This window comes from Amycolatopsis sp. VC5-11 (assembly GCF_037034185.1).
Taxonomy (GTDB): domain Bacteria; phylum Actinomycetota; class Actinomycetes; order Mycobacteriales; family Pseudonocardiaceae; genus Amycolatopsis; species Amycolatopsis nivea.
Window position 1 is genome coordinate 84,411 of the sequence record NZ_JBAGKF010000005.1, and the last position, 18,292, is coordinate 102,702.

At 69.8% G+C, this 18,292-nt stretch carries 13 protein-coding genes and 1 pseudogene; 7 read left to right on the forward strand and 7 right to left on the reverse strand.

What is annotated here, in order from left to right; translation table 11 throughout:
* Positions 1–9: 9 nt before the first annotated feature.
* Positions 10–1,479, reverse strand: a complete 1,470-nt coding sequence (locus tag WA670_RS17640; RefSeq protein ID WP_134666443.1) for an aldehyde dehydrogenase family protein — start codon at positions 1,477–1,479, stop codon at positions 10–12.
* A 209-nt stretch (positions 1,480–1,688) separates the two neighbouring features.
* Here WA670_RS17640 and dxs point away from each other — a divergent pair, with 209 nt between their 5' ends.
* On the forward strand, positions 1,689–3,605 hold the full coding sequence (gene dxs / locus WA670_RS17645) for a 1-deoxy-D-xylulose-5-phosphate synthase (protein ID WP_037819106.1): 1,917 nt from the start codon (positions 1,689–1,691) through the stop codon (positions 3,603–3,605).
* 372 nt (positions 3,606–3,977) lie between these two features.
* Here dxs and WA670_RS17650 read toward each other — a convergent pair whose 3' ends face one another.
* Positions 3,978–4,610 carry a hypothetical protein gene (locus tag WA670_RS17650; RefSeq protein ID WP_037819103.1) on the reverse strand — a complete coding sequence of 211 codons (633 nt, stop codon included), beginning with the start codon at positions 4,608–4,610 and terminating at the stop codon, positions 3,978–3,980.
* 166 nt (positions 4,611–4,776) lie between these two features.
* On the opposite strand from WA670_RS17650, the gene WA670_RS17655 reads away from it, so the two are divergent.
* Together WA670_RS17655 and WA670_RS17660 are read left to right on the forward strand one after the other, a co-directional pair.
* Positions 4,777–5,403 carry a cupin domain-containing protein gene (locus WA670_RS17655; RefSeq protein WP_336158293.1) on the forward strand — a complete coding sequence of 209 codons (627 nt, stop codon included), beginning with the start codon at positions 4,777–4,779 and terminating at the stop codon, positions 5,401–5,403.
* 67 nt (positions 5,404–5,470) lie between these two features.
* Positions 5,471–6,226, forward strand: a pseudogene (locus tag WA670_RS17660) (LysR family transcriptional regulator); the annotation flags it as partial.
* Positions 6,227–6,287: 61 nt separating this feature from the next.
* On the opposite strand, the gene WA670_RS17665 reads toward WA670_RS17660, so the two are convergent.
* Genes WA670_RS17665 through WA670_RS17685 form a run of 5 tightly spaced genes read right to left on the reverse strand, consistent with a single transcriptional unit; the run spans position 6,288 to position 13,180 of the window.
* Positions 6,288–7,736 (reverse strand): purine-cytosine permease family protein, encoded by a 1,449-nt coding sequence (locus tag WA670_RS17665; RefSeq protein WP_336158294.1) that lies wholly within the window; start codon positions 7,734–7,736, stop codon positions 6,288–6,290.
* A complete protein-coding gene (locus tag WA670_RS17670) occupies positions 7,736–9,142 on the reverse strand; it encodes an aminobutyraldehyde dehydrogenase (RefSeq protein ID WP_336158295.1) in 1,407 nt (468 codons plus the stop codon). Before WA670_RS17670 ends, WA670_RS17665 begins: the two co-directional genes overlap by 1 nt.
* Positions 9,139–10,782 carry a thiamine pyrophosphate-binding protein gene (locus WA670_RS17675; RefSeq protein WP_037819092.1) on the reverse strand — a complete coding sequence of 548 codons (1,644 nt, stop codon included), beginning with the start codon at positions 10,780–10,782 and terminating at the stop codon, positions 9,139–9,141. The genes WA670_RS17670 and WA670_RS17675 overlap by 4 nt, the downstream gene beginning before the upstream one ends.
* Positions 10,779–11,732, reverse strand: coding sequence for an agmatinase (gene speB, locus WA670_RS17680; RefSeq protein WP_037357511.1), 954 nt, complete (start codon positions 11,730–11,732; stop codon positions 10,779–10,781). Before speB ends, WA670_RS17675 begins: the two co-directional genes overlap by 4 nt.
* Positions 11,729–13,180: a sodium:solute symporter gene (locus WA670_RS17685; protein WP_336158296.1), complete on the reverse strand. Its 1,452-nt coding sequence runs from the start codon at positions 13,178–13,180 to the stop codon at positions 11,729–11,731. Before WA670_RS17685 ends, speB begins: the two co-directional genes overlap by 4 nt.
* 107 nt (positions 13,181–13,287) lie before the next feature.
* Here WA670_RS17685 and WA670_RS17690 point away from each other — a divergent pair, with 107 nt between their 5' ends.
* The 4 genes from WA670_RS17690 (at position 13,288) to WA670_RS17705 (ending at position 18,264) form a co-directional block, all read left to right on the forward strand.
* Positions 13,288–14,772 (forward strand): PucR family transcriptional regulator, encoded by a 1,485-nt coding sequence (locus tag WA670_RS17690; RefSeq protein ID WP_336158297.1) that lies wholly within the window; start codon positions 13,288–13,290, stop codon positions 14,770–14,772.
* Between the two features lie 173 nt (positions 14,773–14,945).
* Positions 14,946–16,430 carry a transposase gene (locus WA670_RS17695; protein WP_336158298.1) on the forward strand — a complete coding sequence of 495 codons (1,485 nt, stop codon included), beginning with the start codon at positions 14,946–14,948 and terminating at the stop codon, positions 16,428–16,430.
* A gap of 41 nt (positions 16,431–16,471) precedes the next feature.
* A complete protein-coding gene (locus WA670_RS17700) occupies positions 16,472–17,143 on the forward strand; it encodes a response regulator transcription factor (protein WP_009075614.1) in 672 nt (223 codons plus the stop codon).
* Positions 17,140–18,264: a sensor histidine kinase gene (locus tag WA670_RS17705; RefSeq protein ID WP_037819085.1), complete on the forward strand. Its 1,125-nt coding sequence runs from the start codon at positions 17,140–17,142 to the stop codon at positions 18,262–18,264. The genes WA670_RS17700 and WA670_RS17705 overlap by 4 nt, the downstream gene beginning before the upstream one ends.
* Positions 18,265–18,292 lie beyond the last annotated feature (28 nt).

Below are 18,292 nucleotides of genomic sequence, written 5' to 3' on the forward strand. Positions count from 1 at the left end.
GAGGGGGGATCAGCCGGAGAACCAGTGCTGGGGGCCGGGCTTCAGGTTCTGGTGGATGTGCTTGACCTCGGTGTACTCGGCCAGGCCGGTCGGGCCGAGCTCGCGGCCGAAGCCGGACTGCTTGTAGCCGCCCCATTCGGCCTGCGGCAGGTACGGGTGGTAGTCGTTGATCCACACCGTGCCGTGGCGGAGCCGGTTCGCCACGCGCTGGGCGCGGGCCGCGTCCTGGGTGAACACGCCGCCGGCCAGGCCGTAGTGGGTGTCGTTGGCGATGCGGACCGCGTCGTCCTCGTCGGTGAACGTCTCCACGGTCAGCACCGGGCCGAAGGACTCCTCGACCACCGCGGTGCTGCCCTGCTGGACGTTGTCGAGGATCGTCGGCAGGTAGTAGAAGCCGTCCTGCAGCGCCGGGTCGTCCGGACGCTTGCCGCCGGTGCGCAGGACAGCGCCCTCCTCGATGGCGGTGGCGACGTAGCGCTCCACCTTCTCGCGGTGCGCGGCGGAGATGAGCGGCCCGGTCTCGGCGTTCTCGTCGAACGGGCCGCCGAGGCGGATCCGCTCCGCGCGGCGCACCAGCTCGTCGACGAATTTGTCATGCCATTCCTGCTGGATGATCAGCCGCGCACCGGCCGAGCAGACTTGCCCGGAGTGCAAGAACACCGCGGTCAGCGCGTAGTCGACAGCGGTCTCGAAGTCCGCGTCGGCGAACACGACGTTCGGGTTCTTGCCGCCGAGTTCGAGCGCGACCTTCTTCACCGTCGCCGCCGCGTTCGCCGCGATCACCCGTCCGGTGGCCAGGCCGCCGGTGAACGACACGAGGTCGACGTCCGGGTGCTCCGACAGCGGCGCACCGGCCGACGGACCCGCGCCGAGCACGAGGTTCGCGACCCCGCCGGGCAGCCCCGCCTCGGCGAGCAGCCGCATGAACAGGATCGAGGTGTGCGGCGTCAGCTCGCTCGGCTTGAGCACGAACGTGTTGCCCGCGGCCAGGGCCGGGGCGATCTTCCACACCGTCTGCAGCAGCGGGTAGTTCCACGGGGTGATGAGGCCGCAGACGCCGACCGGTTCGTGCACGATCCGGCTGAACGAGTCCGCGCTGCCGGTGTCCACGACCCGGCCCGCGTCGTTGCCCGCGAGCTTGCCGAAATAGCGCAGGCAAGCCGCGATGTCGCTCATGTCGTAGCGGCTCTCCACCAGGCGTTTGCCGGTGTCGAGCGATTCGGCGCGGGCGAATTCCTCGGCGTCGCGGTCGAGCAGGTCGGCCGCGCGCAGCAGCAGGTTGCCGCGCTCGCCCGCCGGGGTCGACGGCCAGGGTCCGGTGTCGAACGCCCGGCGAGCCGCGGCGATGGCGGCCTCCGTGTCCTCCGCGGTCGCTTCGGCGACCTCGGCGACCAGGCTGCCGTCCGCGGGGCACCGGATCTCGCGCCGCCCTCCCGCACGCGCGTCCACCCATTCGCCGCCGATGTACAAGTCCGCCATGGGGTCCTCTCGAGCTCGGGGGTCCGTCCGGGATTATCACGGCCACGCGGGGTGACCGCGACTTGACTGACCGGCCTCGTGATCTTCCCCGCTCGTGGAGTTGCGTTTCCGCCGGAGCTGTGATCCGGGACGCGGGCGGCCGGACCGAGGTGGCGGCCGTCCGTAGACTGGCCGGAACCGGCGGAGGAAGAGACGGACGGGGTGGAGCGGTGACCATGCTGGACTCGGTGCACGGACCGGCGGACCTGAAGCGCATGAGCGTCGAGGACCTCGGGGAGCTGGCGGCCGAGATCAGGGACTTCCTCGTGGACAAGGTCCGCCGCAGCGGCGGGCACCTCGGTCCCAACCTGGGCGTCGTCGAGCTGACGCTGGCGCTGCACCGCGTGTTCGACTCGCCGCGCGACGCGATCGTGTGGGACGTCGGACACCAGGCGTACGTGCACAAAATCGTCACCGGGCGGCACGGCGACTTCGACAAGCTGCGCCAGCAGGGCGGACCCACCGGGTACCCGTGCCGCGGCGAAAGCGAGCACGACCTGGTGGAGAACAGCCACGCGTCCGCCGCGCTGTCCTATGTGGACGGCATGGCGAAGGCGTTCGAGCTGTCCGGCGGCCCGCGCAGGCACGCGATCGCGGTGGTCGGCGACGGCGCGCTCACCGGCGGCATGTGCTGGGAGGCGCTCAACAACATCGCCGGGCGCAAGGACCGCCCGGTCGTGATCGTGGTCAACGACAACGGCCGGTCGTACTCGCCGACCATCGGCGGGATGGCCGACCACCTGGCTTCGCTGCGGCTGCAGCCGGGCTACGAGCGGCTGCTGGACGGCGGTCGCGAACTGCTGCGCAGCACCCCGGTGGTGGGCAAGCCGATCTACGCGGCGTTGCACGCGGCTAAGGCGGGCATTAAGGATGCGTTGAGCCCGCAGGTGATGTTCTCCGACCTCGGCCTGAAGTACCTCGGCCCGGTCGACGGCCACGACCTGGTCGCGCTGGAGAAGGCGTTCCAGAGCGCGCGGGCGTTCGGCGGTTCGGTGATCGTGCACGTGGTCACCGAGAAGGGCCACGGCTACGCGCCCGCGGTGAACCACCAGGCCGACCAGATGCACCAGACCGACCCGATCGACCCGGAGACCGGCCTGCCCCCGGTGAAGGGCCCGAGCTGGACCGGCGTGTTCGGCGACGAGCTGGCGAAGATCGGCGAGGAGCGCGAGGACGTCGTGGCGATCACCGCCGCGATGCTGCGCTCGACCGGGCTGGAGAAGTTCTCCGAGCGCTTCCCGGACCGCTGGTTCGACGTCGGCATCGCCGAACAGCACGCGGTGACGTCCGCGGCGGGCCTCGCGATGGGCGGCTGCCACCCCGTCGTCGCGCTGTACTCGACGTTCCTGAACCGGGCGTTCGACCAGGTCCTGATGGACGTCGCGCTGCACCGCCAGCCGGTGACGTTCGTGCTGGACCGCGCGGGCATCACCGGACCGGACGGCCCGAGCCACCACGGCATGTGGGACCTGTCGCTGCTGGGCATGGTGCCGGGCATGCGGGTGGCCGCGCCGCGCGACCCGGGAACGCTGCGCGAGGAACTGCGCGAAGCGGTCGCGGTCCAGGACGGCCCGACCGCGCTGCGGTTCTCGAAGGGCAGCGTCGGCCCGGACGTGCCCGCGGTGGAACGCATCGGCACGGTCGACCTGCTGCGCCGCCCCTCGGGTTCGACGGACGTGCTGCTGGTCGCGGTGGGTCCGTTCGCGCAGCTGGCCCTGTCGGCCGCGGACCGGTTGGCGGACCAGGGCATCGGCGTGACGGTCGCGGACCCGCGCTGGGTGGTCCCGGTGCCCGCGGAGCTGGTCGCGCTGGCTGAGCAGCACAAACTCGTGGTGACAGTCGAGGACAGCGGCCGCCACGGCGGCTTCGGCTCGGCCTTGGCGGCGGTGCTGCGCGACGCCGAGTGTGACGTCCCGCTGCGCGACCTCGCGGTGCCGCAGGCGTTCCACGACCACGGAACCCGCGCGGAGGTGCTGGACCGGATCGGCCTGACCGCCCAGGACGTGGCGCGGCGGATCACGGAGTGGGCGTCGGGTCGGCTGGGTGCCGATGTGGAGGAGACGGCGGGCGAGAAGCCGCGCGCCTGAGCGGAGTGGGCTCCGGGGCGGCTGGCTGCTGGCTTGGCGGGAGCGCGGAGGTAGGGCGCGCTTGAGCAAAGCGGGCTTCGGGTCGGCACTGGCTCGGAGGGACCGCAGGAGACAAGCGCGCCTGAGCGGAGTGGGGCTGGGGTCGGCACTCGGTGCCGACTTGCAGGGAGCAGCGGGGAGAAGTTGCGCGTCTGAGCCGAGTGGGCTCCGGGTCGGCGCTGGGTGTCGATTCGGCGCGGACCTCGCGTCGGCTGGCTGCTGAAATGGCGGGAACGCGAAGGACCAGCCGCGAGCCCGCGCGCAGTGGGGCAGGAGCGAAAGAAGTCCCGCGCTTGAACGGCGGGTCCCCGGCGCAGAAACCCGCCGTGTCCATTACTCAGCGGCAGCGGCCGGGACCTCGGCAGCGAAGGTCTGGTCAATGTCCGGGATCCAGTAGCAAATCTCGAGCGTCTTGATCCGCGACATGTGCCAGACCTTCCGGCTGCTGCCCAGCGCCCCGGCCGCCCCGAGCAGCGAAAGCGCGGCGGCTCCGGCGGCGATCACCCGGTGCGGCCCCGTCGCGGTCTGGACGAGTGCGACCACCGCGGCCAGCGCGAACGCGAACGCGATGTTGCGCAGCATCACCGACTGCGCGCGCATCCGGACGATTTCTCCCGCCGCGTCCTTGTCGTGCAGTTCAGCCGCGGCGACGAGCAGCGCCGGGTTGGACTGGACGTAAGCGCGGTCGCGTGCCTGCGGAACCTGGGCGACGAACTCCTGCCGCGCGGCCTCCGCGTCCCGGCGGGGGCGGAGTCGCTCCAGTTGTGCGGCCAGGGGGTGGAAGAGGTGTCCGAGCAAGTAACTGGCTACGACGGCGCCGGCGACCAGCAGTGCGCCCGGTGCGGACGTCAGTGCGGCGACGTGCAGCACGCCCAGCCGGTCGAGTACGTAGACCAGCAGCGACAACTGGACCGCTCCGGGCACGGCGAAGCTGAACAAGTCGAAGATGCCGACTGCGAACGTCACGAATCGCCTCCAGGACCGGGGTTTCCGGGATCCTCCCACAACTGTCCCGCGCGGGTACCGTGTTTGGTCATCGCTGCGCGCGATAGCTGTGATCCGCGCCGGGCCCTTTCCGTTTTCCGCGTTCCCGGAAGAATCAGGGGAGCAGGTTATGGGAAAGGTGGAGAGAATGTCGGAAATCAGCAGGCGTGGCGCGCTCGGGGCAGGTGCCGGAATCGCCGCGGCGACCGCGCTCGGGGCGAGTGGGACCGCGCGGGCGAGCACGGAGAAACCAGCGGAACCGACGTACGTTTTCCCGCTCGCCAAATCCGCGCCTGCCGTCCACGACGGCGGGACGTTGCGCGGGGCTCACGAGAAGAACTTCCCGGTATTGGCAGGTCAGCAGGGTTCGGTGTATCTGGTGCATCTCGACCCCGGCGGCGTGCGCGAGCCGCATTGGCATCCGTCCGCGTGGGAGTTGAACTACATCATTTCCGGCAGGGCGGACTGGAGCATTCTCGGGACGCACGAGGATGGCAGTTACCACAATGCGGTTTTCAGTGCGGAAGCCGGGGAACTCGTCTTCGCGCCGCAGGGATTCTTTCATTACTTCGCGAATTCCAGCAACACCGAGGGGCTGGATGTGCTCGTCATGTTCAACACCAGCACCGGGGAGCCGCACGACGACATCGGCATCGTCGGGACGCTGAACTCGCTGCCGCGGGAGATCCTCGCCGCCTCGTTCGGGGTTCCGGTGTCCGCGTTCGCCGCGGTGCCGAAGGATCTCAAGCCGGTGGTGATCACCCGCCGCCGGTAGTGGCAGTGGACACACCTGGTGCACGGTCGCACACCGAGAGTGGTACTCCGGAGTAGTGATCGATCCGGTGCTGCTGCGCACTTTTCTCGCGGTTGCCGAGGCGGGCGGGTTCTCCGAAGCCGCCCGCAGGCTGGATCTCGGGCAGTCGACGGTGAGCCAGCACGTCCGCCGCCTCGAAACGGCGCTCAGTTGCGTGCTGTTCGAGCGCGACACGCACAGCGTGCGCCTCACCGGCGACGGCGAGACGATGACCGGCTTCGCCCGCGGCATCCTCGACCAGCAGGACCGCGCACTCCGCTATTTCTCCCGGCCGGGCCCGCGCGGGCGGGTCCGGTTCGGGGTGTGCGAGGACTTCCTGCTCGGCCACGCCGCGGACGTCCTCGGCCGGTTCCGCGGCGCGCATCCGGGGATCGACCTCGAACTGTCGGTCGAGCTGAGCGAGGTGCTGCATTCCCGGCTCGCCGACGGAGACCTCGATCTGGTGCTCGCCAAACGCGATTCCGGACAGGGCGTGCGACGCGACCCGCTCGTGTGGGTGGGCGCGCCCGGGCTGGAGTTGATCCCGGGCGAGCCGGTGCCGCTGGTCCTCTACCCGGAGCCGAGCGTCACCCGGGCCCGCGCGCTGACCGCGTTGCGCCGCAACGGTGTCCAGTGGCGGATCGGCTGCGTCAGCGAACGGCTGAACGGCCTGCGGGTCGCGCTCGAAGCCGGACTCGGCGTGGGCCTGTTCGCGGAATCCGTGGTCCCGGACGGGCTGGACCCGATCGCGGGCCTGCCCGATCCGGGATCGGTGACGTTCGTGCTGAGCCACCGAGGGACGGCGCGGGGTTCGGCGGCTGCGCTGGCGGACGCGATCCTGTCCGCACAGTGGAGCCGCCCGCCGCTCACGCTTCGGCAACCACCGCTTCCGCAGCGACAGCCGGCGAAGGCCCGAAAACCTCCCGAGGCTCCGGAAACACCTTCACCAGCACTGGATACGCCACCGCGGCCGTGCACAGCGTCACCACCAGGCTGATGTCCACCCCGCCCGCGATGCCTGCCAGCGGTCCGGTGATCATCGGCGTGTTCGCGCACAGCAGGCCCAGTCCGGTGGCCGGGATCCAGGCCGCCATCGCGCGCCAGTTGACGCCCCGGTGGAACCAGTATCGTCCGCCGGTGCGGCCCTCGTTGAAGACTTGCAGGTCGGCCGGGTCGTAGTAGCCGCGGCGTTGTACGTAGCCGATCATCATGATCACCATCCACGGCGACGTGCACAGCACGATCAGCGTCGCGAACGCGTTGATGCTGGACACCATGTCGAGCACGAAATTGCCGACGAAGATGAACAGCACACTGAGCGTCCCGATCAGCAGCGTCGCCCGTACGCGGGACAGGCGCGGGAAGATCGAGCTGAAGTCCAGTCCGGTGCCGTACAGCGCGGTGGTGCCGGTGGACAGCCCGCCGATCAGCGCGACCACGATCAGCGGGATCGCGTACCAGAGCGGGGAAATCGCGGTCAGGCCGGTGACGTAGTCGGCCGGATCGGCGACCAGGGTCGCGGTCGCGATGCCGAAGCCGAACGGCAGCAGCGTCGCCAGCTGGGCGAGGAACGGCGCGGCCAGCAGCGAGCGGCGCGAGTGGGTGGCCGGGATGTAGCGCGACCAGTCTCCGAGGAACGCGCCGAACGAGATCGGGTTCGCCATCACGGTCAGCACGGCGAGGATCCACGTCGGCCAGAAGCCGCCGAGGGCGAAGTTGCCGCTGCCGGCGAACGACGGGTCGAACGAGCCGCCGTAGGCGAAGATCCCGACCAGCATGATGAGCGTGCCCAGCGTTACCGCGACACGGTTGACCAGCAGCATGAAGCGGTAGCCGTAAATGCACACGACGAGAACGGCGATCGCGATCACGCCGTAGGCGACAGCGCGCAGCACAGGACCACCGTCGATGCCGAAAAGCCGTTGTGCCGCACCGGCTACCGCGTCGCCGCTCACCCACACCGAGATCGCGAAGAAGGTGATCGCGGTGAGCAGCGACAGGAACGAGCCGACGCACCGGCCGACCACGCCGAAGTGCGCGCCGGACGAAACCGCGTTGTTGGTGCGGGTGACCGGGCCGAACAAGGCCATCGGAGACAGCACGAGCGCGCCGAGCACCACGCCCACGACAGTCGCCGCGAGCGCGGCCCAGAAGCTCAGCCCGTACGCGATCGGCAGCGTGCCGAGGATGATCGTGGCGAACGTGTTGGCCCCGCCGAACGCGAGCCGGAACAGGTCGCGCGGCCGGGACGTCTGCTCGGCTGGCGGGATCGGCGCGATGCCGTGCTGTTCGACCTCGGTGACCTTGTCGCTCATCACTCGAACCTCGTCATCACGTGCTTGACCCGGGTGTACTCGGCGAACGAGTACGCCGAGAGGTCCTTGCCGTGCCCGGAGTGGCCGAACCCGCCGTGCGGCATCTCGGCGGTCAGCGGGCCGTGCGTGTTCACCCACACACAGCCGAAATCGAGGTCGCGCGACACCCGTGCGACGCGGGCGACGTCGTTCGTCCAGACCGAAGAGGCCAGCCCGTACGGGACCCCGTTGGCTAGTTCCAGCGCTTCCGTCTCGTCGGCGAACGGCTGGACGGTGATCACCGGCGCGAAGACTTCCTCCTGCACCAGTTCGTCGTCCTGGCGGAGGCCGGACACGACGGTCGGCGCGAGCTGGAAGCCCGGTCCGGACGCGGCGCCGCCGGTTTCGACGCGGGCGTGCGACGGCAGCCGCTCCAGCAGGCCGAGCACGCGGTCGAGCTGGGCGCGGCTGTTGAGCGGGCCGTAGTCGACGTCCGGACGGCGGGTGGCGGCCGTTTTCGCCAGCGCGGCAACGAATTCGTCGTGGACGCTCTCGTGCACCAGCACGCGGCTGCCCGCGGTGCAGTCCTGCCCGGCGTTGTAGAACGCGGCGTCGGCGATCCGCTCGGCGGTGTCGGCGAGGTCGGTGTCCGGGAAGACCAGCAGGGGAGCGTTGCCGCCCAGTTCCAGGTGGGTGCGCTTGAGATCGGCCGCGGCGACGGTGGCCACGTCGATGCCGGCGCGCGTCGAGCCGGTGATGGACACCAGGTCGGTGTGCGGGTGCCGGACCAGCGCGCGGCCGGTTTCCCGGTCGCCGCACACGACGTTGAACACGCCTGGCGGCAGGAATTCCGCCGCTGCCTCGGCCAGCAGCACCGCGGTGGACGGCGTGGTTTCCGCCGGCTTGAGCACCACGGTGTTGCCCGCGGCGAGCGCCGGGCCGATCTTCCAGACGGCCATCATCAGCGGGTAGTTCCACGGCGCGATCTGCGCGCACACGCCGATCGGCTCGCGGCGGATCACCGACGTGTGCCCGGGCAGGTACTCGCCCGCGCCGGTGCCTTCGAGCTGCCGCGCGGCGCCGGCGAAGAACCGCAGCGTGCTCACGCATTCCGGGATTTCCTCGTCCAGCATGACCGAACGGACCTTGCCGGTCTCGCGGACCTCGGCGTCGGCGAACTCTTCCGCGCGGGCTTCCAGCGCGTCGGCGATCTTGAGCAGGGCTTCCTGACGCTGCGCGGGCGTGCTGCGCCGCCACGACCGGAACGCGCGCGCCGCCGACTCCATCGCGAGGTCGATTTCGTTCCGCCGGGAAATGACGCTCGTGCCGAAGACCTTGCCGGTGGCCGGATTGGTCAGTTCGAGCGTCGCCTCGGTGTCGGGCGTGTCGACCAAGGCGCCGCCGACGAAGTTGCGGACGTGGGTCATGAATGCTCCAAATGGGTTGGGGCGAACATCTTCAGCAGCGCGGGAAGCACGACGACCGACGGCCCCGGCGTGCGCAGCGCTTCGGCGAGATCCGTGCGGACACTGTCCACAGTGGTCTTTCGGGCGGGGATGCCGAACGATTCGGCGAGCGCGACGAAATCCGGTCGCGGCAGTTCTGTCGCGGTCGTCTGGCCGAACGCGCCGGTGAGGTACTCGCGGAGGATGCCGTAGCCGCCGTCGTCGACGACCAGCCAGGTCACGTCGAGCTGGTGCTGCACGGCGGTGGCCAGTTCGGCCAGTCCGTACATCGCGCCGCCGTCGCCGGACACGGCCAGCGACCGGACGCCTGCTGCGGCAGCGCCGAGCGCGCCGGGAAGGCCGTAGCCGAGGCCGCCCGCACCTTGCGCGGTGTGAATCGGCGCGCCGTCCGGATTCCAGACCGACCACGCCCAGTAGGCCGCGATGGTCATGTCCCAGAAGGTTTGCGTGCCTTCGGGAAGCGCGGCACGGATGTCGTCGATCAGCTTCCGTTCGAGCGTGAGCGGCTGACTGTCCAACCTGGACTCGACGCGCGCGAGCAGATCCTTCACCGCGGCTTCGGCGCGGCCGTCCGGAGTGCGCGGCGTGAGCTGGCCGAGCAGTGCGCGAAGGGTGTGCCGGACATCGGCGTGCAGCCCGAGCGCGGGGTAGTTCGACTCCAGCTTCCCGAGATCCGCTTCGACCTGCACGACCTGGCCGCGCGGCGCGAACTCGCGGTAGTTGCTGGACAGCTCGCCGAGCCCGGAGCCGAGCACCAGCAGGACGTCGGCGGCGGAGAGGAATTCCGTGGTGTGCCAGTCTTCCATCCACGATTGGGCGGACAGTTCGTGGTCCCAGGCGAAAACGCCCTTGCCGCCGAACGTCGACACCACCGGTGCGCGCAGCGTTTCGACGAGCTGGCGCAGTTCCTCCTGCGCTCCGGACCGCAGTGCGCCGCCACCGGCGAGGATCACCGGATTCTTCGCTGCGTCAAGGAGTTTCGCGGCTTCGGCCACCAGCTCCGGCAACGGTTCGAGCGGAGCCGGAGCCGTGGTCACTGACGTCAGCTGCGGCAGGATCGTCTCAGCGAGCAGCACGTCCTGCGGGATTTCCACCCACACCGGCCCGTACGGCGCGGTCGCGGCGGATTCCCACGCCTCGCGCAGCGCGGTCGGGATCTGGCTGATCGACCGGACCACGTGCACCGACTTCGCGACGTCCCGGAAGCTGGCCTGCTGGTCGGTGAGTTCGTGCAGGTAGCCGTGCCGCCCGCCGCCGAGTCCGGCGACCGGGACCTGGCTGGAGATGCCGAGCACCGGCACCGAGGCCGCGCGCGATTCCTGCAGCGACGCCAGCGTGAGCAGCGCGCCGGGGCCGGTCGACACGATCATCGGCGTGACCGGCACCGGACCGTGCGGATCGGCGGCGAGCCGGGCGCGCGCGTGGCCGTCCGCGGCGAAGGCGAGATTGTTCTCCACCCGCGAACTGACCACGCGCACGTCTTCAGCGCGGCGCAGCGCTTCGAACAAGCCGAGCGCGTGCTGTCCGGGCAGGCCGAACACAGTGTCCGCACCGAGCGCCCGCAGCGTCTCTACGACAACGTCGCCGCCGATCCGGGTCATGCGCCGCGTCCCAGCGCCAGCAGGCTGACCAGGTCGTAAGCGACGTGCGAAGCGGCTACCGCGGTAATCTCGGCGTGGTCGTAGGCCGGGGCCAGCTCCACGACGTCCGCGCCGACCAGGTTGAGCCCGCGTAGGCCGCGCAGGATCTCCAGCAGTTCGCGGCTGGTCATGCCGCCCGCCTCGGGGGTGCCGGTGCCGGGGGCGTGCGCGGGGTCGAGCACGTCGATGTCCACGGACACGTACAGCGGACGGTCGCCGATGCGCTGGCGAAGCGCGTCCACGGTCTCGTCGATGCCGCGGCGCAGTACGTCGCCGGAAGTGACGATGCCGAAGCCGAGGCGACGGTCTTCCTCAAGGTCGCGCTTGCCGTACAGCGGGCCGCGCGTGCCCACGTGCGACACGGCGCTGGTGTCGAGGATGCCTTCTTCGACCGCACGACGGAACGGCGTGCCGTGCGTGTACGGCTCGCCGAAGTAGGTGTCCCAGGTGTCGAGGTGGGCGTCGAAGTGAAGCAGCGCAACGGGACCGTGCTTCTTCGCCGCCGCGCGCAGCAGTGGGAGTGCGATGGTGTGGTCGCCGCCGACCGTCACCAGCTTCGTCTCGCCCGCCGTAAGCGCTTCGGCTTCCTGCTGCAGCTTCTCGATCGCTTCGCCGATGTGGAACGGGTTGACCGCGATGTCGCCGGCGTCGACGACCTGCTTCTCCGCGAACGGCGAAACGTCCAGACCCGGGTGGTAGGGCCGCAGCAGCCGGCTCGCCTCGCGAAGCGCCGAAGGACCGAACCGCGCGCCGGGGCGGTAGGACACGCCGGAGTCGAACGGCACGCCGACCACGGCTACGTCGGCGCTCGGTACTTCGTCGATCCGCGGCAGCCGCGCGAAGGTCGCGAAGCCGGCGAAGCGCGGGATCTGCGACGAGTCGAGCGGGCCGACCGGACGCTGTTCACTCACTGGGTCAACTCCTGTCGGGTTTCGGATGCGCTGAGATCTTCAGCGGCTTCGGAACCGTGGAGACGGCTTGTCCACACGGAAAGAATGCTGTCCGGCGTACGCGGTGTCGCGAGGCTGACGCCGACGTACACGACCAGGCTGACGCCGAGGCCCCAATAAATCGGACTGTTGGCCGCGACACCGTCGATGATCATGAAGGCGATGACGGACACCGTGCCGGCCACCATCGACGTGTACGCGCCTTCGCGAGTGCCGCGCTTCCAGAACAGCGCGCCGACGATCGTGACGAGAAGGCCGCCGACGAGGATGTCGTACGCGATGGTGAGCGCGTTGACGACGTCGTCCACGAGCATTGCGATACCGATGGCCACGATGCCCAGCACAAGTGTCGTCACTCGGTTACGCAAGACCTCGCCACTCTTAAGGCCGATCTTGCGGAACAGGTCCGAAGTCGTCGTGGTGGCGCACGCGATGAGCGCGCCGCTCGAAGTCGACATCAGCGCCGAGAGCGCCGCAGCGAGTACGAGACCGCGTACGCCGGTGGGCAGGAGCCGTTCGGCGATGGTGGCGAAGGCGTCCTGCGCGCTGCCGAGGTCTGGGTACAGCACCTTCGCCGCCGTACCGATCAGCGCGCCCGCGATGCCGTAGACGAGGCAGTACACGCCGGAGATGACGCCGCCGCCGGTCGCGACGCGCGGCGTGCGCGCGGTGAACACGCGCTGCCAGATGTCCTGCCCGATCAGCAACCCGAACGTGTAGATCAGGAAGTAGGTCAGGATCGTCTCGCCGCCGATCGAGGTGAACTCGAAGTACGACGCGTCCAGCTTCTCGGCCATCCCGCTGAAACCGCCCGCCGAGACGAGCGCGACCGGCAGCAGCACGAACAGGATGCCGATCGTCTTGATCACGAACTGCGCGATGTCGGTCAGCGTGATCGACCACATGCCGCCCAGCACCGAGTACAGCACCACGATCGACCCGCCGATCGCGATCCCGGCCCAGCTCGGGATCGAGAACAGCACCTTGAAGATCGACGCGAACGCCAGCGTCGAGGTGACCGTGAGCATCAGCGTGTAGCCCCACATCACCGCGCCGGACACCGCGCTCGCGCGGCCGCCGTAGCGCAGGTCGAGCATCTCGCCGACGGTGTAGACGCGCAGTTTCACCAGCCGCCGCGCGAAAACCGCGTGCAGCACGAGAATTCCGACGCCGATCGTGATCACCAGCCACGCGCCGGAGATGCCGTAGGTATATCCGAGCTTCACGCCGCCGACGGTCGACGCGCCGCCGAGCACGACGGCCGACATCGTGCCGGAGTACATGAACCAGCCGAGCCGCCGCCCGGCGACCAGGTAGTCGGATTTGGTCTTGGCCAGCCGGAGGCCGATCCAGCCGACCCCGATCATGCCCGCGATGTACAGCGCGATCACCGCATAGTCGCCGCCCACGGGTCCTCCTCGAAACGGGGTGGGGTTCTTGCGGGACACCGTAGGGTCGGGCGACCCCGCGGCGGCATGGGACGATGTATCCAGGACTTCGCCGGAGATTGGTTGAAATGACCCACCAGGACGTGCTGTTGCCCGCGGAGGTGACAGTTCCACTACGCACCGTCGCGGGCAACCCGGAGCTGGCGCTCGACGTCGTGCCCGAAACGCTCCGCCCGGGCGCGCTGGACCGGCCGGTGCGGTGGGCGCACGTGAGCGAACTGGCCGACCCCGCGCCGTACCTGGTGGGCGCCGAACTCGTGCTGACCGCGGGGGTGAACCTGCCGAAGGACGCCGACCGGTACGTCCGAGGGCTGCGCGACGCGAGCGTCACCGCGCTCGGCTTCGGCCTCACCCCGACGGTCTCGGAAACTCTGCCGTCCTCACTGCGCGACGCCTGCGCGGAGCACGGCCTGCCGCTGCTGGTCGTGCCGCCCGCGACGCCGTTCCTGGCGATCAACCGCGCCGTCGCAGTAGCGCTCGCCGAAGCGGGGCGGCATGAAGAACGGCGACTGGCGGAAGGCCGCGAAGCGCTGACGCGAGCCGCTGGCGGCGGCCTGGGGGAGTTGGTCGCCGCGCTCGCCGGACGCTTGCGCGGGTGGGTCGCGATGGTCGGCTCCGGGGACGTACTGGCGGCGGGCTACGACGCGCCGCAGCCGTTGCCGTCGCCGGTGAAGGAATTGCTCGCGACCTTGCGCGCTCGCTCCGGAATCCGCATCGCCTCCACTGAATTGCCGGACGGCACCCATGTTGTCGCGCAGCCGGTCTATCCGCAGGCGACCGCCGCGCACCTGGTCGTGGTCGGCCGGGCGCAACGGTTCGACAGCGGAGACCGGGCGATCCTGGCGGTCGGTGCGGCGCTGCTGGGGCTCGTCGGCCGCGCCGGGTCAGACAGCGCGGAACTCGGTGCCGCGGCGACAGCGTTGCTGCTCGGCGGTCCCGGCGCGGATGCGCTTGCTGGAGTCGTCGGCAGCGATCAAGCCCGGCTCGTCGCCGGAATCGCCCACCGAAAGGGTCCGGACGCGCTCGCCCGGCGGCCGGACTGGCTGCGCGCCCGCCTCGACACCCCGCTGGTCCAGGTCCTGCCCGGCCCCCGGTTCTACGCCATCGCAGGCGAACCCAGCGACCTGGACGGTCTTCTGGAACACGGCTGGCTCGCAGTCGCCAGCCCGCCGCACCCCGCCGCGGACCTGCCCGCCGCCGTCGCGGAAACCGAACTGCTGCTTGCCCGCGCCCGCGCGCTGGCCCGTCCGCTGGCCGCCAGCGCCGACCCGCTCGGCTTCGACGAACTGATCCCGCCCGCCGCGGCGGGCGCGTTCGCCGAACGACTGCTGGCCCCGCTGCGAGAACTGGACCGCGCGCACGGCCGCGAGCTGGTGCCGACGCTGCGGACGTGGCTGGCGAACCACGGAAGCTGGGACCGGACCGCCGCCGAACTCGGCGTGCACCGCAACAGCGTGCGGCATCGGATCGGTCAGGTGGAACGGGCGCTGGGCGTCGAGCTGGCCGACCCGGAAACGCGGATGCGGCTGTGGTTCGCGTTGCGGTGGGGCTGAACGCGAGCGTCCCCCTCCGGTATTGTGTGCTGGTCCGCCGGAACTCGGTCGCATGCCGGACCGCGTGAAATCTGTTCAAGACCGGAAAACGAGCTTTTTTAGCAGGAACTGCGCCGATCGGCGCAGAACCCGCTATGCGTCAGCGAGATCATGGAAGGCAGGATTGAGACATCGTGACTGTTGTCCGTTCGTTTCGGCTGCATTCCAGTGCCAACGAGGGCAAGCACGCTCAAGTGGCAGCTCTGTTGCCGCGGTGGCAAGCCGGTCTGGGCCGAGCGCAATCCGAAGCGGTCGCTGTCTTCTTCACCACAGGAAAGCTGCCGCGGTGGATCGACGCCAAAACATGGGGCGGCGGGTTGTCGCAGCGCCAGTGGGATTCGGTCGTCGCGCAGGCGATCGCGGCGCACCGTTCGTGGCTGGGCAGTTGCGAGAACGAGTTCCGTCGAATAGTCGCTCGCTCCGCTCTTTCAGCCGCGTGCAAGCGCGACCTGTTCTACCTCAACAAAGCACACGCATGGCATGCTCCCGCGACCGGCGAGCAGGTGGCGATCTCCGGCAAAAGCAGTATCCCGGCAGAGGTGCTGAGGCTGGCCCGCCGTATCTTCAAACAGGCCAGGACTCGTGTCCGGCATCCGGATTTGCGGCGGGTCCGCACGATGGTGATGGACGGTAAAATAGCCGCCGTGGAGACCTCCGAAAGGGAGCACGCCGACTATTGGGTGCGGATTTCCACGCTGCGGGCGGGCAAGCCGGTGCGGATTCCGCTGCACGCTCACCGTGCCTTCCTCGAACGCCTCGCCACACCGGATGCGCGGCTGGCCAGCCACTGCCAGGTTCGAGTTGCGGAGGACGGCACCGTGACCTACCGGCTGGCTGTCCATACCCCCGTCGCCAGACCACGTGAAGGCGGACGCACTGTCGGCGTGGACTGGGGTCTCTCGACACTGCTGGCCACCAGCGACGGCCATCTGCGCGGACGTGGCTTTCTCGCCCGGCTCCGTGCGTACGACGACCGATTGCGGCCTTTGGCGGCGGCGTTGCAGCGCAACGGAATCAAGCTCGGCAACTCCCGGCGTTATCGGGCGCTGGTCAACGACATCCGCGAGTTCGTCACCAACGAAACCAACCGCTGCCTCAACCGCATCGCGGCCGACCCCGCGATCTCGACGCTGGCGGTCGAACGGCTGGACCTGCGAGGCATGGTGCGGCAAGGCCAGCTCTCCCGCCGCATGCGCCGTCTGATAACCGTCGCGGGACGCGGGGCTGTGCGAGCCAAGCTCGATTCCTTGCGTGAAGACACGGGACTGTCCACTGTCGAAGTCAATCCTGCCCACACCAGCCGCGAATGCGACGGCTGCGGATACACGCACCCTGGCAACCGCCGAACCCAGGACATCTTTCGGTGCCGGTTCTGCGGAAAAATCGTCCACGCCGACATCGGCGGCGCCCGCACAATCCTGGGACGTTCCCAGCTCGAACGGCACTGGCTCGACCGGCCTCGTGGACACATCCTGACCGCACTCGACAACGACTTCCAGGCCCGCTGGGGACTGAGATTTGCCGATGTGGTTCAGCGACGCAACACCATGGTGCCACGAGTCGCACCCGCGCCGGCTGCTTCAGCGGCGGAAGCAAACGCTCATCCACGCGTTGCATGACTCTCTCAGGTGCTCTCAGGAAACTATGGGATTGTGGTCTGGTGCGAGTTCTGGTAGTCGAAGACGAAGAGCCGTTGGCCGACGCGATCGCCCGCGGGCTGCGGCGGGAGGGCATGGCCGTCGACATCGCGCTCACGGGCGACGACGGGCACGAGAAGTCGTCCGTCACGCGGTACGACGTGGTGCTGCTCGACCGCGACCTGCCCGGGATGTCCGGCGACGACCTGTGCCGCGAGATCGTGACGTCCGGCGAACTGACGCGCGTGCTGATGCTGACCGCGAGCAGTTCGGTGTCCGACCGGGTGGACGGGCTGTCCCTGGGCGCGGACGACTATCTCGCCAAGCCGTTCGCGTTCCCGGAGCTGGTCGCGCGCGTGCGGGCGCTGGGCCGCCGCGCGACGCCCGCCGCGCCGCCGCTGCTCACCGCGGGCGACGTCGAGCTGGACCCGGCGAAGCGCACCGTCCGGCGCGCGAGCGGGCCGGTCGAGCTGACCCGCAAGGAGTTCGGCGTGCTCGAGGTGCTGCTGTCCGCCGGCGGATCCGTGGTCAGCAGCGAGGAACTGCTCGAACGGGTGTGGGACGAGAACGCCGACCCGTTCACCACGACCGTCCGGGTCACCGTGATGACCTTGCGCAAGAAGCTCGGCGAACCGGGCATCATCGAGACCGTGGTCGGCTCGGGCTACCGGGTGTCGGTCGCCGGTTCCGAGTGAAGCTTCCCGGCGCCCGCAGCCTGCGGGTGCGCGTCACCGTCCTGGCGACCGTCCTGGTCGCCGCGGCGGGGTTGCTGCTGCTGTGGCTGGCGTGGACGCTCGTCGGCGACGCCGTCGACGCCGTGCCGCACATGCCGCCGGGCACCATCGTGCGGGTCGACGGCACCGACGTGGACGCGTCCACGCTCGCGCAGCACCTGCGTCAGCACGCGGTCACCCGGGTGCTGATCTTCGGCTCGTTGGCGTTCTGTTTCGTGGTGGCCGCGGCGGCGATCCTCGCCTGGACCTTCACGTCCCGCGTGCTGCGGCCGCTGCGCGAGATCACCGGGACCGCGCGTCGGCTGTCGATCGAGTCGATGGGGGAGCGCATCGGCGAGATCCGCTCGCGCGACGAACTGGCCGAGCTGGCGCGGACGTTCGACGACATGCTCGACCGGCTTCAGGACGCGTTCGATTCGCAGCGGCATTTCGTCGCCAACGCGAGCCATGAATTGCGCACGCCGCTGTCGGTGATCCGCACGGAATTGGACGTCACGCTGTCCGACGAACACGCCGACGAGGCCGAATTCCGCCGGATGGCCGGGGTCGTGCTGGACGCGACGAACCGGGCGGGCCAGCTGGTGAACTCGTTGCTGTTGCTGGCCAGGACCGACGGAGCCGGTCTGGTGACGCGGGAGCTGGTCGACCTGACCGTGCTCGTGGAACGGGCTTGGTCCGCGGTCCGCGGCGAGGCCGAACAACGCGGCCTGCGCGCGGATTTCGCGATGCAGCCCTCGCCCGCGATCGGGGATTCGGCTTTGCTGGAACGGATCGCCGGGAACCTGGTCGAGAACGCAGTGCGGCACAACGTCGACGGCGGCTGGATCGAGGTGACGACGGAGCCGGGCGCGCAATGGTCGACGCTGCGGGTGCGTTCGTCGGGCGGGCTGCTGGACCCGGCGGCGGTGCCGGAACTGTTCCAGCCGTTCCGCCGCGCCGGGGTGGCCCGGACGGCGCGTTCCGGTGCGGGACTGGGACTTTCGATCGTGCGGGCGGCGGTGCAGGCCCACGGAGGGACGGTGTCCGCGGAGCCAGTGGTCGGCGGCGGGCTGGCGGTGACGGTGCGGCTGCCGTCGGTGTAGCACTTATGTAGCACATGAGAGAAAAGGT